Source organism: Paracoccus onubensis (assembly GCF_003591515.1).
Taxonomy (GTDB): domain Bacteria; phylum Pseudomonadota; class Alphaproteobacteria; order Rhodobacterales; family Rhodobacteraceae; genus Paracoccus; species Paracoccus onubensis.
On record NZ_QZCG01000012.1, the window covers coordinates 1 to 16,975 of the forward strand.

The following is a 16,975-nucleotide window of genomic DNA, read 5'->3' on the forward strand; positions in this document are numbered from 1 at the left end:
TGAAGCGCTCAAAGAACGCCCATTCCTGGTCCGACATAAGATCTCGTGCCAAGCTGGTCTCCATCGCAGATGCCAGCTTGAAGCATGCCCTACGCCCGAGGGGAATCCCTTTTGTCAACACGACCTAGGTTATTCAGCCCGAGGCATATGCTTTTCCTTCTACAATTCGATTACAATGCTCTTCGCGGAAACCAATGGGCGGTTCTACGGTGGGGGAGTACTTGAGCTGTCACCGAACGAATTGAAAGGGCTTCCGTTGATCTATCACGAGCCTACGGATGCAGAGTTTGAAGCTTTTTTGGAGGTTCACAGAAGCGCCGGCAATGACCCCGAACCTGTTCTTGATTTCGGCGATGAATGGCTTCGGAAGAAAGCCGTGGTGAAGGAGGATGAGATCGCGGACATCCGGCGAGCTTGGTTATCAGTTAGGACACATCGACTTAGGCATAGCAACCGAAAGAGCATTTGAATTTTTGCCCTGTGGAAGGTCAATCCATCAGCGACTATCGAGACTATCCAGTGCTTCAATTGCGTCTAACGCCGGAGCAACGTCGACGGCGATTTCTTCGTGCTGATTTCAAGGCCGGTCCAAAGACGGCGAACGGCCGCTAGTGTAGCTACTTCCATTAGTTCTCGCCACCGCAGCGAACGACCGCTTCCCGCCGATGCTGTTGAAAAACTCGCCGATGATCTTCGGCCTGGAATGGTGCCGCACGTCCTCTTCAGGGAATTCCTTCCATGCCTGGCGTGCGCTTGATCGGCTTCTTCAGCCAATCTGCATCGAGGGGGCGTTTGCCGGGCGGAGCTTTGCCAGTTTCCGGAGGTTTTGGGCGGTGGCGGCGAGTGTGAACTCGTCCCTCACTCCCAATGGCCCCCTCAACCGCAGTCGGCTGAGCCCCAGGATACGTTTCAGATGCGCGAAGAGCATCTCGACCTTCTTGCGCCGTCTCGAGGCCGTCTCGTTGAAGGCAGACGCGACGCAGGTTCGGGCGAAGTCGCGCACGATCTCGTATTTGCCGCGTTGCAGGCTGCGCGTTTCGCTGTTCGGGCAGCATTGCGCCTTCAATGGACAAGCCTGGCAGTCGGTTTTCGCAGCGCGATACCTTCGTGGTTTCATCTCGTTCGAGAAGCGCGCCGGGTCGGAATAATTTCGTCGCGCGTGGCGCAGTTCGTTACCTTCTGGGCAGATGTAGCGGTCATTCTCTTCATCCCAAGTGAAATCGGAACGTGAAAACGTGCCGTCCGTGCGCTCGCCCTTGTCGATCACCGGGATGAAGGGCAGGATCTGCCGCTTCAGGACGATCTCGACCAGGCTTTCTTCGGAGCCATAGGCCGTATCGGCCACCAGCCAATCCGGGCGAATATCGAAGCGCTCTGCCGTGCGGTCCAGCATCGTAAGCGTGGAGCCGACCTCGGCCTGCCGAACCGAACGGCTCGCTTCAACATCCATGATGATCCCGTGATCCGTGTCGATCAGGTAGTTGTCCGAATAAGCGAAGAAGGCAGGCCCTTTGCGCGCAGCCGTCCACTGACTGGCGGGATCGGCATGGGCCGTGAACTTGGGTTTGACGGGCGTGGCTGTACCGAAGGCTTCCTCATCGAGCGTGTCGAGATACTCGCGCACCGCCCTCGGGGCCTCCGCCGGATCGATGGTTGAGGCGTCCCATTCGCTCTGGCGGCTGGAGCTCTGCTTTTGGACATCGGCGCTGATCAGGCTGGCATCGACGGCAAAGCCCTGACCGCCGACCAGGCCATGGGCAATGCACTGGGCAACCACGCGCTCGAAGACGTGGCGGAAGATATCGCTGTCGCGGAACTTGCCATGTCGAAGCTTCGAGAAACTCGAATGATCCGGCACCTTGTCCTCGAGTCCGAGCCGGCAGAACCAGCGATAAGCGAGGTTGAGGTGAACTTCCTGGCAGACACGCCGCTCGGACCGCAGCCCCATGACATAGCCGATTACCAGCATCCGGATCATGAGTTCAGGATCGATAGAGGGCCGACCGGTATGGCTGTAGAAACCGCGCATCTCCTCGTGCAGACCGGTCAGATCCAGGAAGCGGTCAATACCCCGAAGGAGATGGTCGGGGGGGATGTGCGTCTCGAGATCGAACTCGTAGAAAAGCCGGGTATGGACCTTCTGCCTTCCAAGCATCGCAATCCCTCCAGATCCCTGTAACCAAAGGGAATCAGAAGCCTCGATCCCGATCAAGCCCAGAGTTTTTCAACAGCATCCGCCCTTCGAGCACAACTCCTCGCGGATGCGGCACGGACAGAGCGATTGGAGCGAGGTCCCGAAGTAAAACTCCGCGAGCGGCCGTCTGCAAGGCAGCGTCCACAGGGATGACCGCAAGCAGTTCAAAACCCGAGCATTTGCCACATATCTGTCTCTGCGGATCATAAAACCGGCAGAACACAATTATCCGACAAATAAGTCCCTGCAATAAAAAGCATTTCATGGAGGGAGTTCGCGTCCTTGTCAGCGTCGATTGCGTCGAATGTAAACGTCTTATGCCTGATAAAACGCTCAACTATCAATGAGATGATGATCATCTTGACGCAAAGTGTCAGCACCGAAGGTGCATGGGGTGTGAAAAGGTCGGCGCCTTCCTCCCCGTCATCATCCGTCATCAAAATTGAATCTCGCTCGCAAGCTTGTCCCGGTGTGGATGGGTGAACGCGACCGCTGAAATGTGCGCTGCCATCGCGCCGGTTGCAGGGCTAGCGCTGGCGCGAACATTTCCGGCAAGAAAGCTGAACGGCTGTTCACCGCCCGATTGCCCTTTTTGCCGACTAGCTCAGTTCTTTATGGACGAGAAAGTTTATGGGCAAGCCGCACTCCGGGTCCACCGCCATTTTCCGGAATGAACTCAACCCCGGCAGCCTCCAGTGCAGCAGAGAGGGCCTCAAGCGTTGTCTGCCTTGGCGTGGTTTGGGCACTTTCAATTCTGGCAAGAGTGCGAACTGTCAGCCCTGACGCATTGGCCAAATCCTCTTGCGTCCAACCAAGTAGCCCTCGTGCTGCTCGAATCTGTTCGGGAAAAATATCCTTTCCCATGCCATTTTTGGTTGAAAATGTCTGATAATCGGACATAATGCCTCTGTTATAGCTAATAGCGGTCGTACGGAGTGCAGCAACACTCCGTACGACCTAACCACAACCCAAGCTGCGAGGAGCTCGGATCATGGCTGATTCCGACCATACACGAATACACACTGCCGTCACGCGCCGGAAGGCTCTGAAAACGACGGCGGCAGGCGTGATGTCCGTGCCATTTCAAGCAACTGGTGTCATTGCGTACACGGGAACCGATAAAGCCAGCCCCGATCCGGCCCTGACGCTGTGGCGGGAGTGGCAGGCTGCGCATGCGCATACAACAGCGCTGTGCCGTAAGCAGCAACGTCTCGAAGCATTGCTGATGCGGACAGCCGGCCTTCCCCGCGTGGAGGTGGAATTGGACGACGGCACGATTGTCACGTTGTCCCGGGAGGAGGATATCGAGGAACTGTTCGGCGATGATCCTGCCCTGGCTGGGGAATGCGCGAAAGCAAGGGCCGAGTTTGTGGCCCGTCAGGCCCGCTGGGCCGAAGCCGATGCGGTAATCGGCTATTCTGCGGCGCGGGAGGAAGAACTCGACGCTGCGGACCGTGCGCAGGATCTGGCGGATAGGCTGACGATAACACCGGCAACAACGATGGCTGGCGTGATCGGCAAGCTCGATATGATCTTGCGGGAAGGTCAGTCTTCAGAAGACTGCGATGAGTTTCCATGGCGGGAGATTCGCATGGCGCTTTTCGATCTGAGGCAAATCGAAAGGATGATTTGGGCATAGAGGTAAGGAATCAGCATGCCGTCATAGCGGATAGCTGGCCATTTATCACGTCATCGGCCCTCCTGATGCCCGTGATCCTGGATCCCGATCCCATCCGATTTGCCGCCGATTCCGCGCCACAATACGGCGTCGCATCCACGCCTCTTGCCTGCCCGAACCTGCATGTCCTTTCTGGATCAGAAATGACCAGAAGGAGGCAAGGCAGCCATGCACCCACCAGACCGTATCATCCGCCTGAACACCGTCCTTTCCCGCACCGGCCTCTCCCGGTCCACCATCTACCGCAAGATCGCCGAGGGCACGTTCCCGGCCCAGCTCAGGATCAGCGTCCACGGCGCGGGATGGCGCGAATCCGAGATCAACCGCTGGATCGACGATCCCGCTGGATGGAGGCCGCGCGGGGAGTTCGACGTCGATGGCTGACGGCGAAGCCGATGACGACGGAAGAGACATCTCGACCTGTTCCACGCGCGCCAGACCGCTTTCGGCATCGGAACAGCTTGAGGAACTGTTGGGCTATCCGTGGCCCTTCTCCGGCCGCCCGCCCAGGCACGACCTGTCCGAATGGACCGTCACCGACAACTGGCCTGATCCCGTTCCTGTCACGGAAACCGAGATCGAGGTGTTCGAGCGGTGGTTCGGTGATCTGTTCGATGAGCTGTTTGGCCCGGATGCTTGAGCGATCCGCAGGTCGAAACCAAAACCCGGACTTGATAACAGTACTGATATATGATACCAATCCTCATGAAAAAGCGTCACAGAACCACGCTTGAACTGATCTTCGCCCGCCCTGTCAGCGGCTCAATCCGTTGGGCAGACATCGAGGCGCTGTTCGTGGCCCTCGGGGCCGAAGTCAGTGAACGGGCAGGTTCGCGCGTAGGTGTATTCCTGTTTGGCGAAGTGCGCGTCTTTCATCGTCCACATCCGTCACCGGATACGGACAAGGGTGCAGTTGCCAGCATTCGCAAATGGCTGATCGAGAACGGAGTGGAGCCATGATCAACGTGATCGAGATCAATGGAGAGAAGGCGGTCATCACCTTCGACCCGGATATTCAGATGCTGCGCGGCGAGTTTGTCGGCCTGAATGGCGGTGCCGATTTTTATGCCGAAAGCGTCCACGACCTGATTGAGGAAGGCCAGAAATCATTGGCCGTCTACCTGGAGATGTGCCGGGAAAAAGGCATTGAGCCGGGTCGGAAATTTTCCGGGAAGTTCAATGTCCGCCTCGATCCCCGCGACCATGCTGCGGCCGTCATTGCCGCCGCCGCAGCGGGAAAAAGCCTGAATGAATGGATTGTCGGGGCGATCAGGGAAGCTGCCGAAAGCGACGACCAGGCGGCCTGAGCTTGAAACTGCGACCGGATTGTTCGGTCCCGAAACCTGTTGAGAAGGAGACCGAACATGACCGCTCCTACGCCTGCAATTCGCCAACGTGCAGCTCTTTACCTACGAGTCTCGACGGCACGACAGGCCGAGCATGATGTCTCCATCCCGGACCAGAAGCGGCAGGGCGAAGCCTATTGCAAGGCGCGCGGGCTGCAATTGGTTGAAACCTACATGGAACCGGGCGCAACGGCGACCAACGACCGCCGCCCCGAGTTCCAGCGCATGATCGAGGCGGGAATATCCAACCCCGCACCCTTCGATGTCGTCGTGGTTCATTCGTTCAGCCGATTCTTCCGCGATCACTTCGAATTGGAATTCTACGTCAGGAAGCTCGCCAAGAACGGTGTGAGGCTCCTCTCCATTACCCAGGAGATGGGCGATGATCCCATGCATGTCATGATGCGTCAGATCATGGCGCTGTTCGATGAATACCAGTCGAAGGAAAATGCCAAGCATGTGAGCCGGGCCTTGAAGGAGAATGCGCGGCAGGGTTTCTGGAACGGCTCGCTTCCTCCCATCGGCTATCGCACCGTTGCCGCCGAGCAGCGCGGGGCCAAGGTCAAGAAGAAGCTGGAGATCGATCCGCTCCACGCCGACACGGTGCGGTTGATCTTCCGGCTTGCCCTGCAGGGCGACGGCACGTCCGGCCAGATGGGCGTCAAGAACATCGTCTCCCATCTCAATCGCAATCGGATCTTCACCCGCGATGGTGGCCGGTGGGGCATCGGGCAGGTTCACCGCATCCTGACCCGGCGCACCTATATGGGTGAACATGAATGGGGAAAGAAGGGCAAGCACCAGAAAGACAATGCGTCCAGCGACGTCGTGATCGTCCCCGTCCCGCCGATTATTGACCGTGAGACCTTCGATGCGGTTCAGATCCTGCTCAAGGCCCGCAACCCCAAGGTCACGCCCGCCCGCGTTGTCAGCGGTCCGACCATGCTGACCGGTTTGATCCATTGCGCCAAATGCGGCGGAGCCATGACCATCCGGACCGGCAAGGGTGGACGCTATCGCTATTACGCCTGCTCGACCAGGGCACGGAAAGGACCAACCGCCTGTGAAGGCATGTCCGTCCCAATGGAAAAGCTGGATGATCTGGTGGCCGGTCACCTGGAAAGCCGACTGCTCCAGCCCGAACGGCTGGAAACCATCCTTGCTGCCATCCTCGACCGCAGGGAAGAACGCGCCGAGCGCCGCCAGGAACATATCGCCGAGTTGAACAAGCGGGCAACGGAATCGGACTTGCGCCTCAAGCGGGTCTATGACGCCATCGAGGCAGGTGTGGTCGATCTCGACGATCCGGCGCTCAAGGATCGCATCGATGGGCTCAAGACTGTCCGCGATCAGGCAAAAGCGGACGCCGAGCGCGCGCAAGCCATGCTTCGGCATTCAGGTCAGAAGGCGGTGACGCCGCAGATGCTGCGTAAGTTCGCCACCACGGCCCGTCAGCGCATCCGGCTCAAAGGGGGAGGTTATCGCCGCGACCACCTGCGCGCACTCGCGCAGCGCGTCGAGGTCGATACCGGCGAAGTCATGATCATGGGATCGAAGTCCCGGCTGCTTCAGACATTGGTGGCGGGCGATGGCGTAAACCCAGTGCCCTCTCAAGGACTGAAGTGGCGGAGAGAGAGGGATTCGAACCCTCGGAACCCGTGAAGGCTCAACGGTTTTCGAGACCGCCCCGTTCGACCACTCCGGCACCTCTCCGCGCTTGGGTGGTGAGGCGGGGATTTAGAAGGCCGGGGGTTGAAGCGCAAGGGGGTTCGTGGAAAAAACTGCAGAAACCGGAAAGTTCTGCCAGATGTTGCGAATGATTTTCCTTGCCGTGGGGATCGCCGCCGGCCTGCCCGCGATGGTTCATGCCAACCGGTCGGCACCCGTCGCCGAAGTGCAGACGCTTCAGGCGCGGCTTTGGCAGGTGCTCCAATTGGGCGATTTGATGCCCATCATCCGCAAGGAGGCACTGACAGAAGCGGTAAAGATGCAGGATTCGCTGTTTCAGAGAGGTGGAGATAACCGCTGGGAGCAGATCGTCGCACAGATCCATGAGACCGGGCGGCTTGAACAACTTTTGCGTGACGGCCTGCAAGAAGCCGTCGCAGATGAGCAGGCGGCACTGATCGAAGAGGCACTGGCATTTTATGAAACCTCGCTTGGTCAACGGCTGATCGGCCTTGAGACCTCCGCGCGCGAGGTGATTCTGGATATGGAAGCCGAGGCCGACGCAAAGGCAAACTATGCCCATGCGGCCGGTATGGAGCTTCCACGGATCGCCCAGATCAAGCGGCTGATCGATAAGGCCGATCTGATCGCGCCGAATGTTGCGGGCGGGATGAATGCCGCCCTGGCATTCTCGCGGGGCTTCAATGAGGGGGGCGGTTATCCGATGCCGATGTCCGAGGCGCAGATGCTGTCCGATGCATGGGCGCATGAAGCCTCGTTGCGGGCCGAGACCCTTGACTGGATGGAGGCCTATCTGTTCCTCGCATATTCTCCGCTGAGCGATGCTGAGCTTGATCGCTATATCGAATTCGCGGGGTCTTCCGCCGGGCAGGCTTTGGCCGATACGCTGTTCGGCGGTTTCGACAAGCTGTTTGAGTGGACATCCTATGAAATGGGGCTGGCGGCTGCCGGACAGATACAGGGGCGCAGATTGTGAGCAGGGACGTTCTGCTGGTCGGTCCGCTGGCGCATGCCGCGATATGCGATGTGCTTGGCGTATCCGGTGAGAAAGTGATGATTTCGGGCCGGCTTCAGGGCGGTAAGCATGCGGGTATCAAGGCCGGCGACTGGCCGTGCTTCATTGACGCAGAGCTGCCGCTGGAGGCGCGGAGGATGATTATGACACCGGAACTCGCGCGTTATGCCGCGGTCATGGGGTTGCACGAAGTTGCACATGAACGCGGTGTGTTGCTTGGGGTTCTGCCGCAGCACGGTGTTCGACAGGAGGAATGGGCCGAGGCGGGCTGGCAGCCCATGCTCGCCGCTGCCATTGCACGGATCATTCTGGATGAAGCGGAAAATATGCAACCCGAACAGATCGCGGGCCGCCTTCCGATGATCGGAGTGTGGGCGGAAAGCCGGTTGCGGGCGGCTGCGGCCCCGGTTTCGGGCGGTGGGGTAGTCGCAGCGCATGACGCCTCGGATATCCGGTTGCGTGAGCGGCGACAGCCCTTCGCGGGGTTTTTCGCGGTCGAGGAATGGCGATTGTCTCATCGCAAGTTCGACGGCAGCTTCACACCGCAGATTCGACGAGAAGGTTTTATCATGGGCGATGCGGTGGTCGTTCTGCCCTGGGATCCCGTCAGGGACCGCGTGCTGGTGATCGAACAGTTCCGGCTTGGCCCGGCAATGCGGCACGATCCGCAGCCCTGGATGCTGGAGGCGATCGCAGGCCGGATTGACGCAGGCGAAACCGTCGAAGAAGCGGCAAGGCGGGAGGCCGAGGAAGAAGCGGGCCTGCGGATGCAGCATCTGTTCCCGGCCGTGCATTGCTATCCCAGCCCGGGCGCCGTCACCGAGTTTCTTTATCAGTTCATCGGCATTGCCGATCTTCCTGACGGCGTCGCGGGCGTTCACGGTCTTGCCGATGAAGCGGAAGATATCCGCGGTCATCTGCTGCCGCGCAGTGAATTGGGACGCATGCTGCGCGACGGAGAAATCACCAATGGGCCGCTATCGATGCTGATCCTGTGGCTGGAGGGGCAGGCATCGCGGATTCTTTCGGATCTGGATGTGGGGCAGGGCTGAGATAAAGGGAGTTGCACAGATATATTCACCGGGGTTGTCGCGGCTCTGCGGATGCCAGCGGTTTCCCGTTTCCGCGGTGCCGGGCTTCCGGACAGCGCGGATGGCGTGGCGCAATCTTGGATTCCGATGCCTCCGGCGGTTGCATCGGGCTGCGCAGCATGTGTAGTTATTCCTAACGCTTAATTCACCCGCGAGAAGGCCGGAAACCCATGCTCATCCATTCTGATCTGTCCGATACGATCGGCAATACGCCTCTGATCCGGCTGAACCGGGCCAGCGAAGAAACCGGCTGCGAGATCCTCGGCAAGGCCGAATTCATGAATCCCGGTCAATCGGTCAAGGATCGCGCCGCGTTGTTCATCATCCGTGATGCCGTCGCGCGCGGCGAACTGCGTCCCGGCGGTACTATCGTTGAAGGAACGGCGGGGAATACCGGGATCGGTCTGGCGCTGGTGGGGTCTTCGCTTGGCTTCCGCTCGGTCATCGTGATTCCCGAAACCCAAAGCCAGGAAAAGAAGGACATGCTGCGGCTTGCGGGCGCGACATTGGTCGAGGTTCCGGCGGCGCCTTACAAGAATCCCAACAATTACGTCCGTTACTCCGGGCGGCTGGCCGAAGAATTGGCGAAAACCGAACCGAATGGTGCGATCTGGGCCAATCAGTTCGACAATATCGCCAACCGTCAGGCGCATATCGAAACCACCGGCCCCGAAATATGGGAGCAAACCGGCGGGAAACTGGACGGCTTCACCTGTGCCGTGGGCTCTGGCGGGACCCTGGCGGGGGTGGCGATGGTTCTGCAGCCCAAAGGGGTCAAGATCGGACTGGCCGATCCCGAGGGCGCGGCGTTGCACTCATTCTACACCACCGGGGAATTCGACAGCCCCGGCAGTTCCATCACCGAAGGTATCGGGCAGGGCCGGATTACCGCCAATCTTGAAGGTTTCACGCCGGATTTCAGCTGGCGCATTCCGGATGCCGAGGCATTGCCCATCATCTTCGATCTGCTGGAGCACGAGGGGCTGTGTCTGGGCGGTTCCAGCGGCATCAACGTTGCCGGGGCGATCCGTATGGCCCGCGAGATGGGCCCGGGACATACCATCGTCACGGTGTTGTGCGATTATGGCAATCGCTATCAGACCAAACTGTTCAATCCCGAATTCCTGCGCGCCAAGGGGCTGCCTGTGCCGGGCTGGATGATCCGGGAACCTGAAGTTTTGCCCGAAGTATTCACGGATTGATGATACTCATTCGCCGATATCTGGCCCTGTTTCTGACGGCCCTGCTGATTTTCTCGCAGCCGCTCTTGGCGCAGGAAAGTGGCGAGATCGATTATCAGATATGGGAAAATGTCGCGACCCAGGCCGAAAGGCAAAGCGAAAATATCGAAACCACTAGTGAGGAACTGGCCGCGCTGCGCGGCCGGATCGTCGAATGGCGCGGCAGGCTGCAAGCGGGGAAGAATGTCAACGGCGCGGAAATCAAATCCGTAAGAGACCAGATCGCAGCATTGGGGCCGGCGCCGGCTGAAGGCGAAACCGAGGATGAAGAAATCGCGGATCGCCGCGCCCAGTTGCAGAAAAATCTTTCTGCGCTTCAGGCACCGCGCCTGCAGGCCGATGAAGCATTCAGCCGTGCGGAATCCATCATTCGCCGTATTGATGAGGTGACCGCAGAACGGCAGGTGACGGAACTTGTCCGGGTATCGCCATCGCCATTGGTGCCGTCAAACTGGCCCGCGGCCCTGTCGGATGCAGGGAAACTTGCACAGGGGATCGCGTCGGAAGCCCGGCAGCGTACGATGGATCGAGATATCTGGGGCGAGATGCAGCCGAAACTGCCGCAGGTTCTGGGTTATCTCATTGCCGCGGTTCTTTTGCTGACAATCGGGCGGCGCTGGATCGACGGACTTCCATCGCGCTTATCGGCCCATGCGACGGAGTATTCGCGCGCGGTCGTCGCCTTCGTGGCGTCTCTTGGGCAGATCGCCTTGCCCCTGATCGGATTGTTCTTGCTGGTCCGGGCGATCAAGGCCAGTGCCTTGCCCGGCGAATGGACCCTGCCATTTTGGAATGCGCTGCCGGTCACGGGGATGATCGTCTATAGCGGTTACTGGCTGTCTCGCCAGTTATTCCCGGCGCAGGTCGTGGCGTATGACACGCTGTGGATGGAGCAGAAGGCGAAGAATTCTGCCCGCAGGATGGTGAATACGCTCGCGGTTCTGTTCGGGCTGCATCATCTGCTGTCCAGTGCCGTTCTGCCGCTGTCGGGCATTTATGAACGGCTGGGCGACGAGACCAACCGCGTGCAGCTGGATGTCTCGGAGGCCGCCGCTTCTGTCTGGCATTTCCTGCTGATTGCGCTGGCGGCTCTGGCGTTGTTTCGGCTGGGCAACGCGCTGCGCAGGCTGAACCGAAGCGAGCTTGAACAGCAATCCGCCCGTTATCGCATCATGTCCTTCATGGGCAGGCTGTCGCGCCTTGTTGCGGTGGGGACGGTGATCCCGGGCGTCATGGGCATGATCAATCTTGCCAATGGGATAATTTGGCCCTGGATACTGACATTGGCCCTATTCGGGGTGCTGATCCTGCTGAAAGATTTCTGTGCAGATGTCTTCAGCATGATCAAACGCGGCGAAGAGGGCGCACGGGAAGGTTTGATCCCGATGCTGATCGGCTTCGGTCTGATCATTCTGTCACTGCCGGTATTCCTGCTGATCTGGGGCGCGCGCGGTACCGATCTGGCCGAGATGTGGGTCAGTTTCCGGCAGGGTGTCAGCTTCGGCGGCATCAATCTTTCTCCGGGCTCGGTGCTGACGCTGCTGATCGTGTTCGTCATCGGTTACATGATGACGCGGGGGCTTCAGGGCATGTTCCGCAACACGATTCTGCCCAAGACCAAACTGGATGCCGGCGGGCAAAATGCTGTGGTGGCGGGGCTTGGATATGTCGGGATCTTCCTTGCGGCGCTTCTGGCAATCGCCTCGGCCGGGATCGACCTCAGCTCTCTGGCCATCGTGGCCGGCGCCCTGTCGGTCGGGATCGGTTTCGGCCTTCAGAATATCGTGTCGAATTTCGTTTCCGGCATCATCCTGTTGATCGAACGCCCGATCAGTGTCGGAGACTGGATCGAGGCAGGCGGTCAGCAGGGTATCGTTCAGCGGATTTCGGTGCGCTCCACTCAGGTCGAAACCTTCGACAAGACCGAGGTCATCGTCCCCAACAGCGATCTGATCAGCCAGCCGGTGATCAACTGGACGCGCAACAGCCAGACGGGACGCGTCATCATCCCGGTGGGGGTGGCATTTGGCAGCGATACGCGCCGGGTTCAGCAAGTATTGCAGGAAATCATCGAGGATCAGCCGCTGGTGACCGTCGACCCCGCGCCCTATGTCCTGTTCCGTGGTTTCGGGACGGACCGGCTTGAATTCGAGATCCGGGCGATCCTGTCCGATGTCGGGGCAGGTCTTGGGGTGACATCGGAAGTCTGTCATCAGATCGTTGAACGTTTCGCCGCTGAAGGGATCGTGATTCCCTTCATGCAAAGGGATATCTGGCTCCGCAATCCCGAGGCTCTGGATCGCGACGCGAAACCGCAGGTTCAGGCCGCACGGCCTCCAGCCCCACAACCCGATCCGCGCATTGCCGCTGACACGGCGGAAGGTGGGGACAGCTTGCCGGATAGCGATGGTGGCCCGGATGACGGAGCGCGCTGAGCGCGTAGGGTCGTGCTCTGTTTTCCTGCGTGATTTCCGGGCGTCATATATCTGAATGAGGTGAGAGCATGTTGTACCCCGCCCATTCACTCCCTCTGCTTCTTCTTTGTCCAAATACCTTGGGGGTCGCCGGCGGATCGCGCCACTGGTTCGAGAGACCAGCCGGCGACGGGCAGCGCCCCCGGCCATCGCGGAACGCAAGTAACCGGCGTTTCCGGTTCAGTGTGGCACGCTCCGGCTTATTCTCGGAAAAAAACCTTGTCAGACTGTTTGCCGCACGGCTTCAACCTCGTCATCGCTGCTGCCGTCATCCGGCAGACCCTCTCGCGATAGCAAGACCGCGACCGGGCGCAGCCATGGGATATGCGCGCAGACGATCATCAGGGCCACCATGATCGGCACGGCAAGGAACATTCCCGGAATTCCCCAGATCGAGCCCCAGAAGGCGAGACTGAGGATGATCCCAAAACTGGACAGGCGCAGGGTCTGCCCCAGCAGCATCGGATCCAGGACATTGCCGATGATGAATTGCGTCGCCGTGCAGGCCGCTGTGACGATTATCGTCAGAGTGATGTCGCCGCTAAGAACGAAGGCCAGAATGGCGGCAATGATGGTGGCGATGATCGAGCCGATCGAGGGGATGAAGTTCAGAACGAAGGTGATCAGGGCTATAGGTCCGGCAAGATCAAGTCCGGCCATCCGGAATATCAGCCAGACGATCAGGGCGGTCACCGCGCTGACGGCCGTCTTGACCACCAGATAGCGGTTTACCCGATGCATGATCGACGAGATGATCTGCCGGACATGACGCGCCTTGACGGGATCGCCGGTGAGCCGCTCGATCTTGGCGGGGAACCAGAGCTGCTCGGCGAACATGAAGCCGACGAACAGGATCACCAGCACGCTGCCCGACAGAACTCCCGAGGCCTGACCGGCAAGCGAACGTATCCAGCCGGTAATGTTGAAATTGGAAATCGCGGCCAGAAGCCGCTCCTGCGCCTCTGGCCCCAGCCAGTTCGTCAATGTAGGCAGGGCGGCCTGCGCCTGTTCTGCATAGGTGATCGCTGTCTGGACGACTTGGTTTACCTGCGAGACGACAGTGGTCGACACCCAAAGCAGTCCCAGCGCGATTCCGATCAGGGCCAGAAATGTCCCCATCCAGTTCGGAACTTTCAGCCGTGAGCAGATGGCGAATATCGCGTCGGTCGTCAGCGAAAACAGAATGATGGCGATTGCCAGTGAAATCAGGATGAATTTTGCCTGCCCCAGCATGAACAGGATCAGCCCGAAAGCGATGATTCCCAGGAAACCTGTCTGAAGCCGTTCTCTCAGTACCGTCTCGCCAGATTGATCCAACTCGTTCCTCGCCTTGATCCGCGGTGCCTGCATGAAGCACCGCGGGAAATGTTAAGCATCATCCTCGCCGATGTCACTTTCGCCGATGTTATTTCCGGCGATATCATCTTCGTCCGGGCCATCCTCGTCGATGCCATCCGCTTCCGCGTCGCCATGTTCTGCGATGCGGGCGACCGAGACGACGGTTTCACCCTCGGCGGTATTGAATACCCGGACTCCGCCAGCCGAACGCGAACGGAAGCTGATTCCTTCGATCGGAACCCGGATCGATTGCCCGGTCGAGGTGGCCAGCATGATCTGATCGTCGCCTTCCACGGGGAAACTGGCAACCAGAGGACCGCCGCGCATGGCCTTGTCCATGGCCATGACGCCCTGTCCGCCGCGTCCGCGAACCGGATAGCCATGGCTTGAACTGATCTTGCCCGAGCCCTTGGTGGTGATGGTCAGGATCAAATCCTCAGCCGCGGACATCTGGGCATAGCGCTCTTGCGAGATATTGCCTTCCTCGATCGTTTCCTCGTCATCATCAGCCTCTGCTCCGTCGTCCAGAGCTCCGGCGATTGCCCTGCGCATTTTCAGATAGGCCGCGCGCTCGGCCGGATCGGTTTCGAAATGCCGGATCACGGACATGCTGACGACCTGATCGCCCTTGGCCAGACGGATGCCGCGCACGCCGGTCGAGGCACGGCCCACGAAGACCCGGACCGCGGTGGTCGGGAACCGGATTGCCCGGCCATGCGCCGTGACCAGCATCACATCGTCATCCGCCGTCGCCATGCGCACCCCGATCAGGCTGACGTCATCGGGCAGTTTCATGGCGATCTTGCCATTCCGCATCACATTGGCGAAATCCGACAGCGCATTTCGGCGCACATCGCCTTGCGACGTGGCGAAGACGACCTGATAATTTTCCCATTCCGTTTTCGGCGCGTCGATCGGCATCAATGCGGCGATGGATACGCCGGGAACAATGGGCAGGATATTGACGATGGCTTTCCCGCGCGAGGTTCGCCCGCCAAGCGGCAGGCGCCATGTCTTCAGCCGGTAAACCATGCCGTCCGTGGTGAAGAACAGCAATTCGGTATGCGTATTGGCGACGAACAGCGTGGTCACCACGTCATCTTCCTTGGTCGCCATGCCCGACAGGCCCTTGCCGCCGCGGCGCTGCGCCCGGAATTCGGCCAGTGCCGTGCGCTTGATATAGCCGCCCGAGGTGATGGTGACGACCATATCCTCGCGCTCGATGAGATCTTCATCCTCCATATCGCCGGCCCAATCGGTGATTTCGGTCCGGCGGGGGACGGCGAACAGTTCTTTCACCTCACGAAGCTCATCGCTGATGATGCCCAGAATCCGCTCGCGCGAGGCAAGGATCGTCAGATATTCGCGGATCGCATCGGCAAGCTGCTGCAACTCATCCGTGACTTCCTTTACGCCGATCTGGGTCAGGCGTTGCAGACGCAGCTCCAGAATAGCGCGGGCCTGCGTTTCCGACAGGTTATAGGTGCCGTCGTCGTTGACCGGATGCAGAGGGTCGTCGATCAGGCGCAGATATTCGGCGATCTCGTGGGCTGGCCAGCGACGCTCCATCAAGCGCGCCCGTGCTTCGGCCGCGTCCGCAGAGGAACGGATCGTGGCGACGACTTCGTCAACATTGCTGACCGCGACCGCAAGACCACACAGAACATGGCTGCGCTCCCGTGCCTTGCGAAGCTCGAAGGCGGTGCGCCGCGCGACAACTTCTTCGCGGAACGCAATGAAATACGTCAGGAAATCGCGCAATGTCAGCTGTTCGGGCCGGCCGCCGTTCAGAGCCAGCATATTGCAGCCGAAACTGGTCTGCATCGGGGTAAAGCGGAAAAGCTGGTTCAACACGACATCCGGCGTGGCGTCGCGCTTCAACTCGATCACGACACGGACCCCGGTGCGATCGGTTTCGTCCTGAACGCCCGAGATACCCTCGATCCGCTTTTCCTTGGCCAGTTCGGCGATCTTCTCGATCAGAGTCGATTTGTTGACCTGATAGGGAATTTCGTCGAGGACGATGGCGAAGCGATCCTTGCGCGGCTCTTCGATATGGGTTTTGGCGCGGATGATGACGCTGCCCCGACCTTCCAGATAGGCCTTGCGGGCGCCGGAGCGGCCAAGGATCAATGCGCCGGTCGGGAAATCCGGACCCGGTACGATTTCCAGCAGCCTTTCGGTGGGCAAGTCGGGATTTTCGATCAGGGCAAGCGTGGCATCCACGATCTCGCCCAGATTGTGCGGCGGAATATTGGTGGCCATCCCGACGGCGATGCCGCCCGCGCCATTGACCAGCATATTCGGGAAACGCGCGGGCAGAACCGTGGGTTCATGGTCCTTGCCGTCATAATTGTCCTGAAAATCGACCGTGTCCTTGTCGATATCCTTCAGCAGATAATCGGCGGGCTTGTCCATCCGCACTTCGGTATAACGCATGGCCGCGGGCGGATCGCCATCCATCGAGCCGAAATTGCCCTGTCCATCCAGAAGCGGCAGCGACATCGAGAAATCCTGCGCCATCCGCACAAGCGCGTCATAGATCGCGCCATCGCCATGCGGGTGATATTTCCCCATCACGTCGCCCACAGGGCGGGCCGATTTGCGATAGGCCTTATCCGAGGTATTTCCCGTTTCCTGCATCGCGTAAAGAATACGGCGATGAACCGGCTTCAGCCCGTCGCGCAGATCGGGAATCGCCCGGCTGACGATCACCGACATGGCGTAATCGAGATAGGCGGTGCGCATCTCTTGCGAGATGTCGATCAGGGGGCCGTCATGCGTCATGATGGTACGCGCCGGGCCTGCGGAATCGGGAGTTTCCGGCAGATCGTCTTCAGGAGTGTCAGCCACGTGAATTCCTCAACATCTTGTTGAACGCCGGTATAGCCGACACGCAGGGTGGGGGC

The 16,975-nt window shown here is 59.6% G+C and carries 16 protein-coding genes and 1 tRNA gene; 11 read left to right on the forward strand and 6 right to left on the reverse strand.

Going from position 1 to position 16,975, the window contains the following annotated elements:
* Nucleotides 1-145: 145 nt before the first annotated feature.
* Nucleotides 146-469, forward strand: a complete 324-nt coding sequence (locus tag D3P04_RS23975) for a hypothetical protein (RefSeq protein WP_408634390.1) — start codon at nucleotides 146-148, stop codon at nucleotides 467-469.
* Between the two features lie 297 nt (nucleotides 470-766).
* On the opposite strand, the gene D3P04_RS16700 is transcribed toward D3P04_RS23975, so the two are convergent.
* The 3 genes from D3P04_RS16700 to D3P04_RS16710 form a co-directional block, all read right to left on the reverse strand.
* Nucleotides 767-2,155 (reverse strand): IS1182 family transposase, encoded by a 1,389-nt coding sequence (locus tag D3P04_RS16700; RefSeq protein WP_119750905.1) that lies wholly within the window; start codon nucleotides 2,153-2,155, stop codon nucleotides 767-769.
* A gap of 242 nt (nucleotides 2,156-2,397) precedes the next feature.
* Nucleotides 2,398-2,631, reverse strand: coding sequence for a hypothetical protein (locus tag D3P04_RS16705; RefSeq protein WP_119750906.1), 234 nt, complete (start codon nucleotides 2,629-2,631; stop codon nucleotides 2,398-2,400).
* A gap of 175 nt (nucleotides 2,632-2,806) precedes the next feature.
* Nucleotides 2,807-3,094 carry a helix-turn-helix domain-containing protein gene (locus D3P04_RS16710; protein ID WP_232845052.1) on the reverse strand — a complete coding sequence of 96 codons (288 nt, stop codon included), beginning with the start codon at nucleotides 3,092-3,094 and terminating at the stop codon, nucleotides 2,807-2,809.
* A gap of 91 nt (nucleotides 3,095-3,185) precedes the next feature.
* Here D3P04_RS16710 and D3P04_RS16715 point away from each other — a divergent pair, with 91 nt between their 5' ends.
* From D3P04_RS16715 to D3P04_RS16740, 6 genes are all read left to right on the forward strand, one after another.
* A complete protein-coding gene (locus D3P04_RS16715; RefSeq protein ID WP_119750907.1) occupies nucleotides 3,186-3,833 on the forward strand; it encodes a hypothetical protein in 648 nt (215 codons plus the stop codon).
* A gap of 207 nt (nucleotides 3,834-4,040) precedes the next feature.
* On the forward strand, nucleotides 4,041-4,256 hold the full coding sequence (locus D3P04_RS16720) for a helix-turn-helix transcriptional regulator (protein WP_119750908.1): 216 nt from the start codon (nucleotides 4,041-4,043) through the stop codon (nucleotides 4,254-4,256).
* Nucleotides 4,249-4,512, forward strand: coding sequence for a hypothetical protein (locus tag D3P04_RS23430; protein WP_182912912.1), 264 nt, complete (start codon nucleotides 4,249-4,251; stop codon nucleotides 4,510-4,512). Before D3P04_RS16720 ends, D3P04_RS23430 begins: the two co-directional genes overlap by 8 nt.
* 65 nt (nucleotides 4,513-4,577) lie before the next feature.
* Nucleotides 4,578-4,832, forward strand: coding sequence for a type II toxin-antitoxin system HicA family toxin (locus D3P04_RS16730; protein ID WP_119750909.1), 255 nt, complete (start codon nucleotides 4,578-4,580; stop codon nucleotides 4,830-4,832).
* Nucleotides 4,829-5,179 (forward strand): type II toxin-antitoxin system HicB family antitoxin, encoded by a 351-nt coding sequence (locus tag D3P04_RS16735; RefSeq protein ID WP_119750910.1) that lies wholly within the window; start codon nucleotides 4,829-4,831, stop codon nucleotides 5,177-5,179. Before D3P04_RS16730 ends, D3P04_RS16735 begins: the two co-directional genes overlap by 4 nt.
* Before the next feature lie 57 nt (nucleotides 5,180-5,236).
* Nucleotides 5,237-6,880: a recombinase family protein gene (locus tag D3P04_RS16740; RefSeq protein WP_119750911.1), complete on the forward strand. Its 1,644-nt coding sequence runs from the start codon at nucleotides 5,237-5,239 to the stop codon at nucleotides 6,878-6,880.
* On the opposite strand, the gene D3P04_RS16745 is transcribed toward D3P04_RS16740, so the two are convergent.
* Nucleotides 6,842-6,931 (reverse strand) — tRNA-Ser (locus D3P04_RS16745). The genes D3P04_RS16740 and D3P04_RS16745 overlap by 39 nt on opposite strands.
* 58 nt (nucleotides 6,932-6,989) lie before the next feature.
* Between D3P04_RS16745 and D3P04_RS16750 the strand changes: the two genes are divergently transcribed.
* The 4 genes from D3P04_RS16750 to D3P04_RS16765 all read left to right on the forward strand — a co-directional run bounded on the left by D3P04_RS16750 (nucleotide 6,990) and on the right by D3P04_RS16765 (nucleotide 12,689).
* Nucleotides 6,990-7,883: a DUF2059 domain-containing protein gene (locus D3P04_RS16750; RefSeq protein ID WP_182912903.1), complete on the forward strand. Its 894-nt coding sequence runs from the start codon at nucleotides 6,990-6,992 to the stop codon at nucleotides 7,881-7,883.
* Entirely contained in the window at nucleotides 7,880-8,974 is a 1,095-nt protein-coding gene (locus D3P04_RS16755) for an NUDIX domain-containing protein (RefSeq protein WP_119750913.1), read from the forward strand. Before D3P04_RS16750 ends, D3P04_RS16755 begins: the two co-directional genes overlap by 4 nt.
* A 209-nt stretch (nucleotides 8,975-9,183) precedes the next feature.
* Nucleotides 9,184-10,215, forward strand: a complete 1,032-nt coding sequence (locus D3P04_RS16760) for a cysteine synthase A (RefSeq protein WP_119750914.1) — start codon at nucleotides 9,184-9,186, stop codon at nucleotides 10,213-10,215.
* Nucleotides 10,215-12,689, forward strand: coding sequence for a DUF3772 domain-containing protein (locus tag D3P04_RS16765; protein WP_119750915.1), 2,475 nt, complete (start codon nucleotides 10,215-10,217; stop codon nucleotides 12,687-12,689). Before D3P04_RS16760 ends, D3P04_RS16765 begins: the two co-directional genes overlap by 1 nt.
* Before the next feature lie 261 nt (nucleotides 12,690-12,950).
* Here the strand turns inward: D3P04_RS16765 and D3P04_RS16770 are convergent, their stop codons facing one another.
* Nucleotides 12,951-14,078: an AI-2E family transporter gene (locus D3P04_RS16770; protein WP_119750916.1), complete on the reverse strand. Its 1,128-nt coding sequence runs from the start codon at nucleotides 14,076-14,078 to the stop codon at nucleotides 12,951-12,953.
* A gap of 18 nt (nucleotides 14,079-14,096) precedes the next feature.
* Complete coding sequence (gyrA, locus tag D3P04_RS16775; RefSeq protein WP_182912904.1) at nucleotides 14,097-16,919, reverse strand: DNA gyrase subunit A; 2,823 nt, start codon at nucleotides 16,917-16,919, stop codon at nucleotides 14,097-14,099.
* Nucleotides 16,920-16,975: the final 56 nt, after the last annotated feature.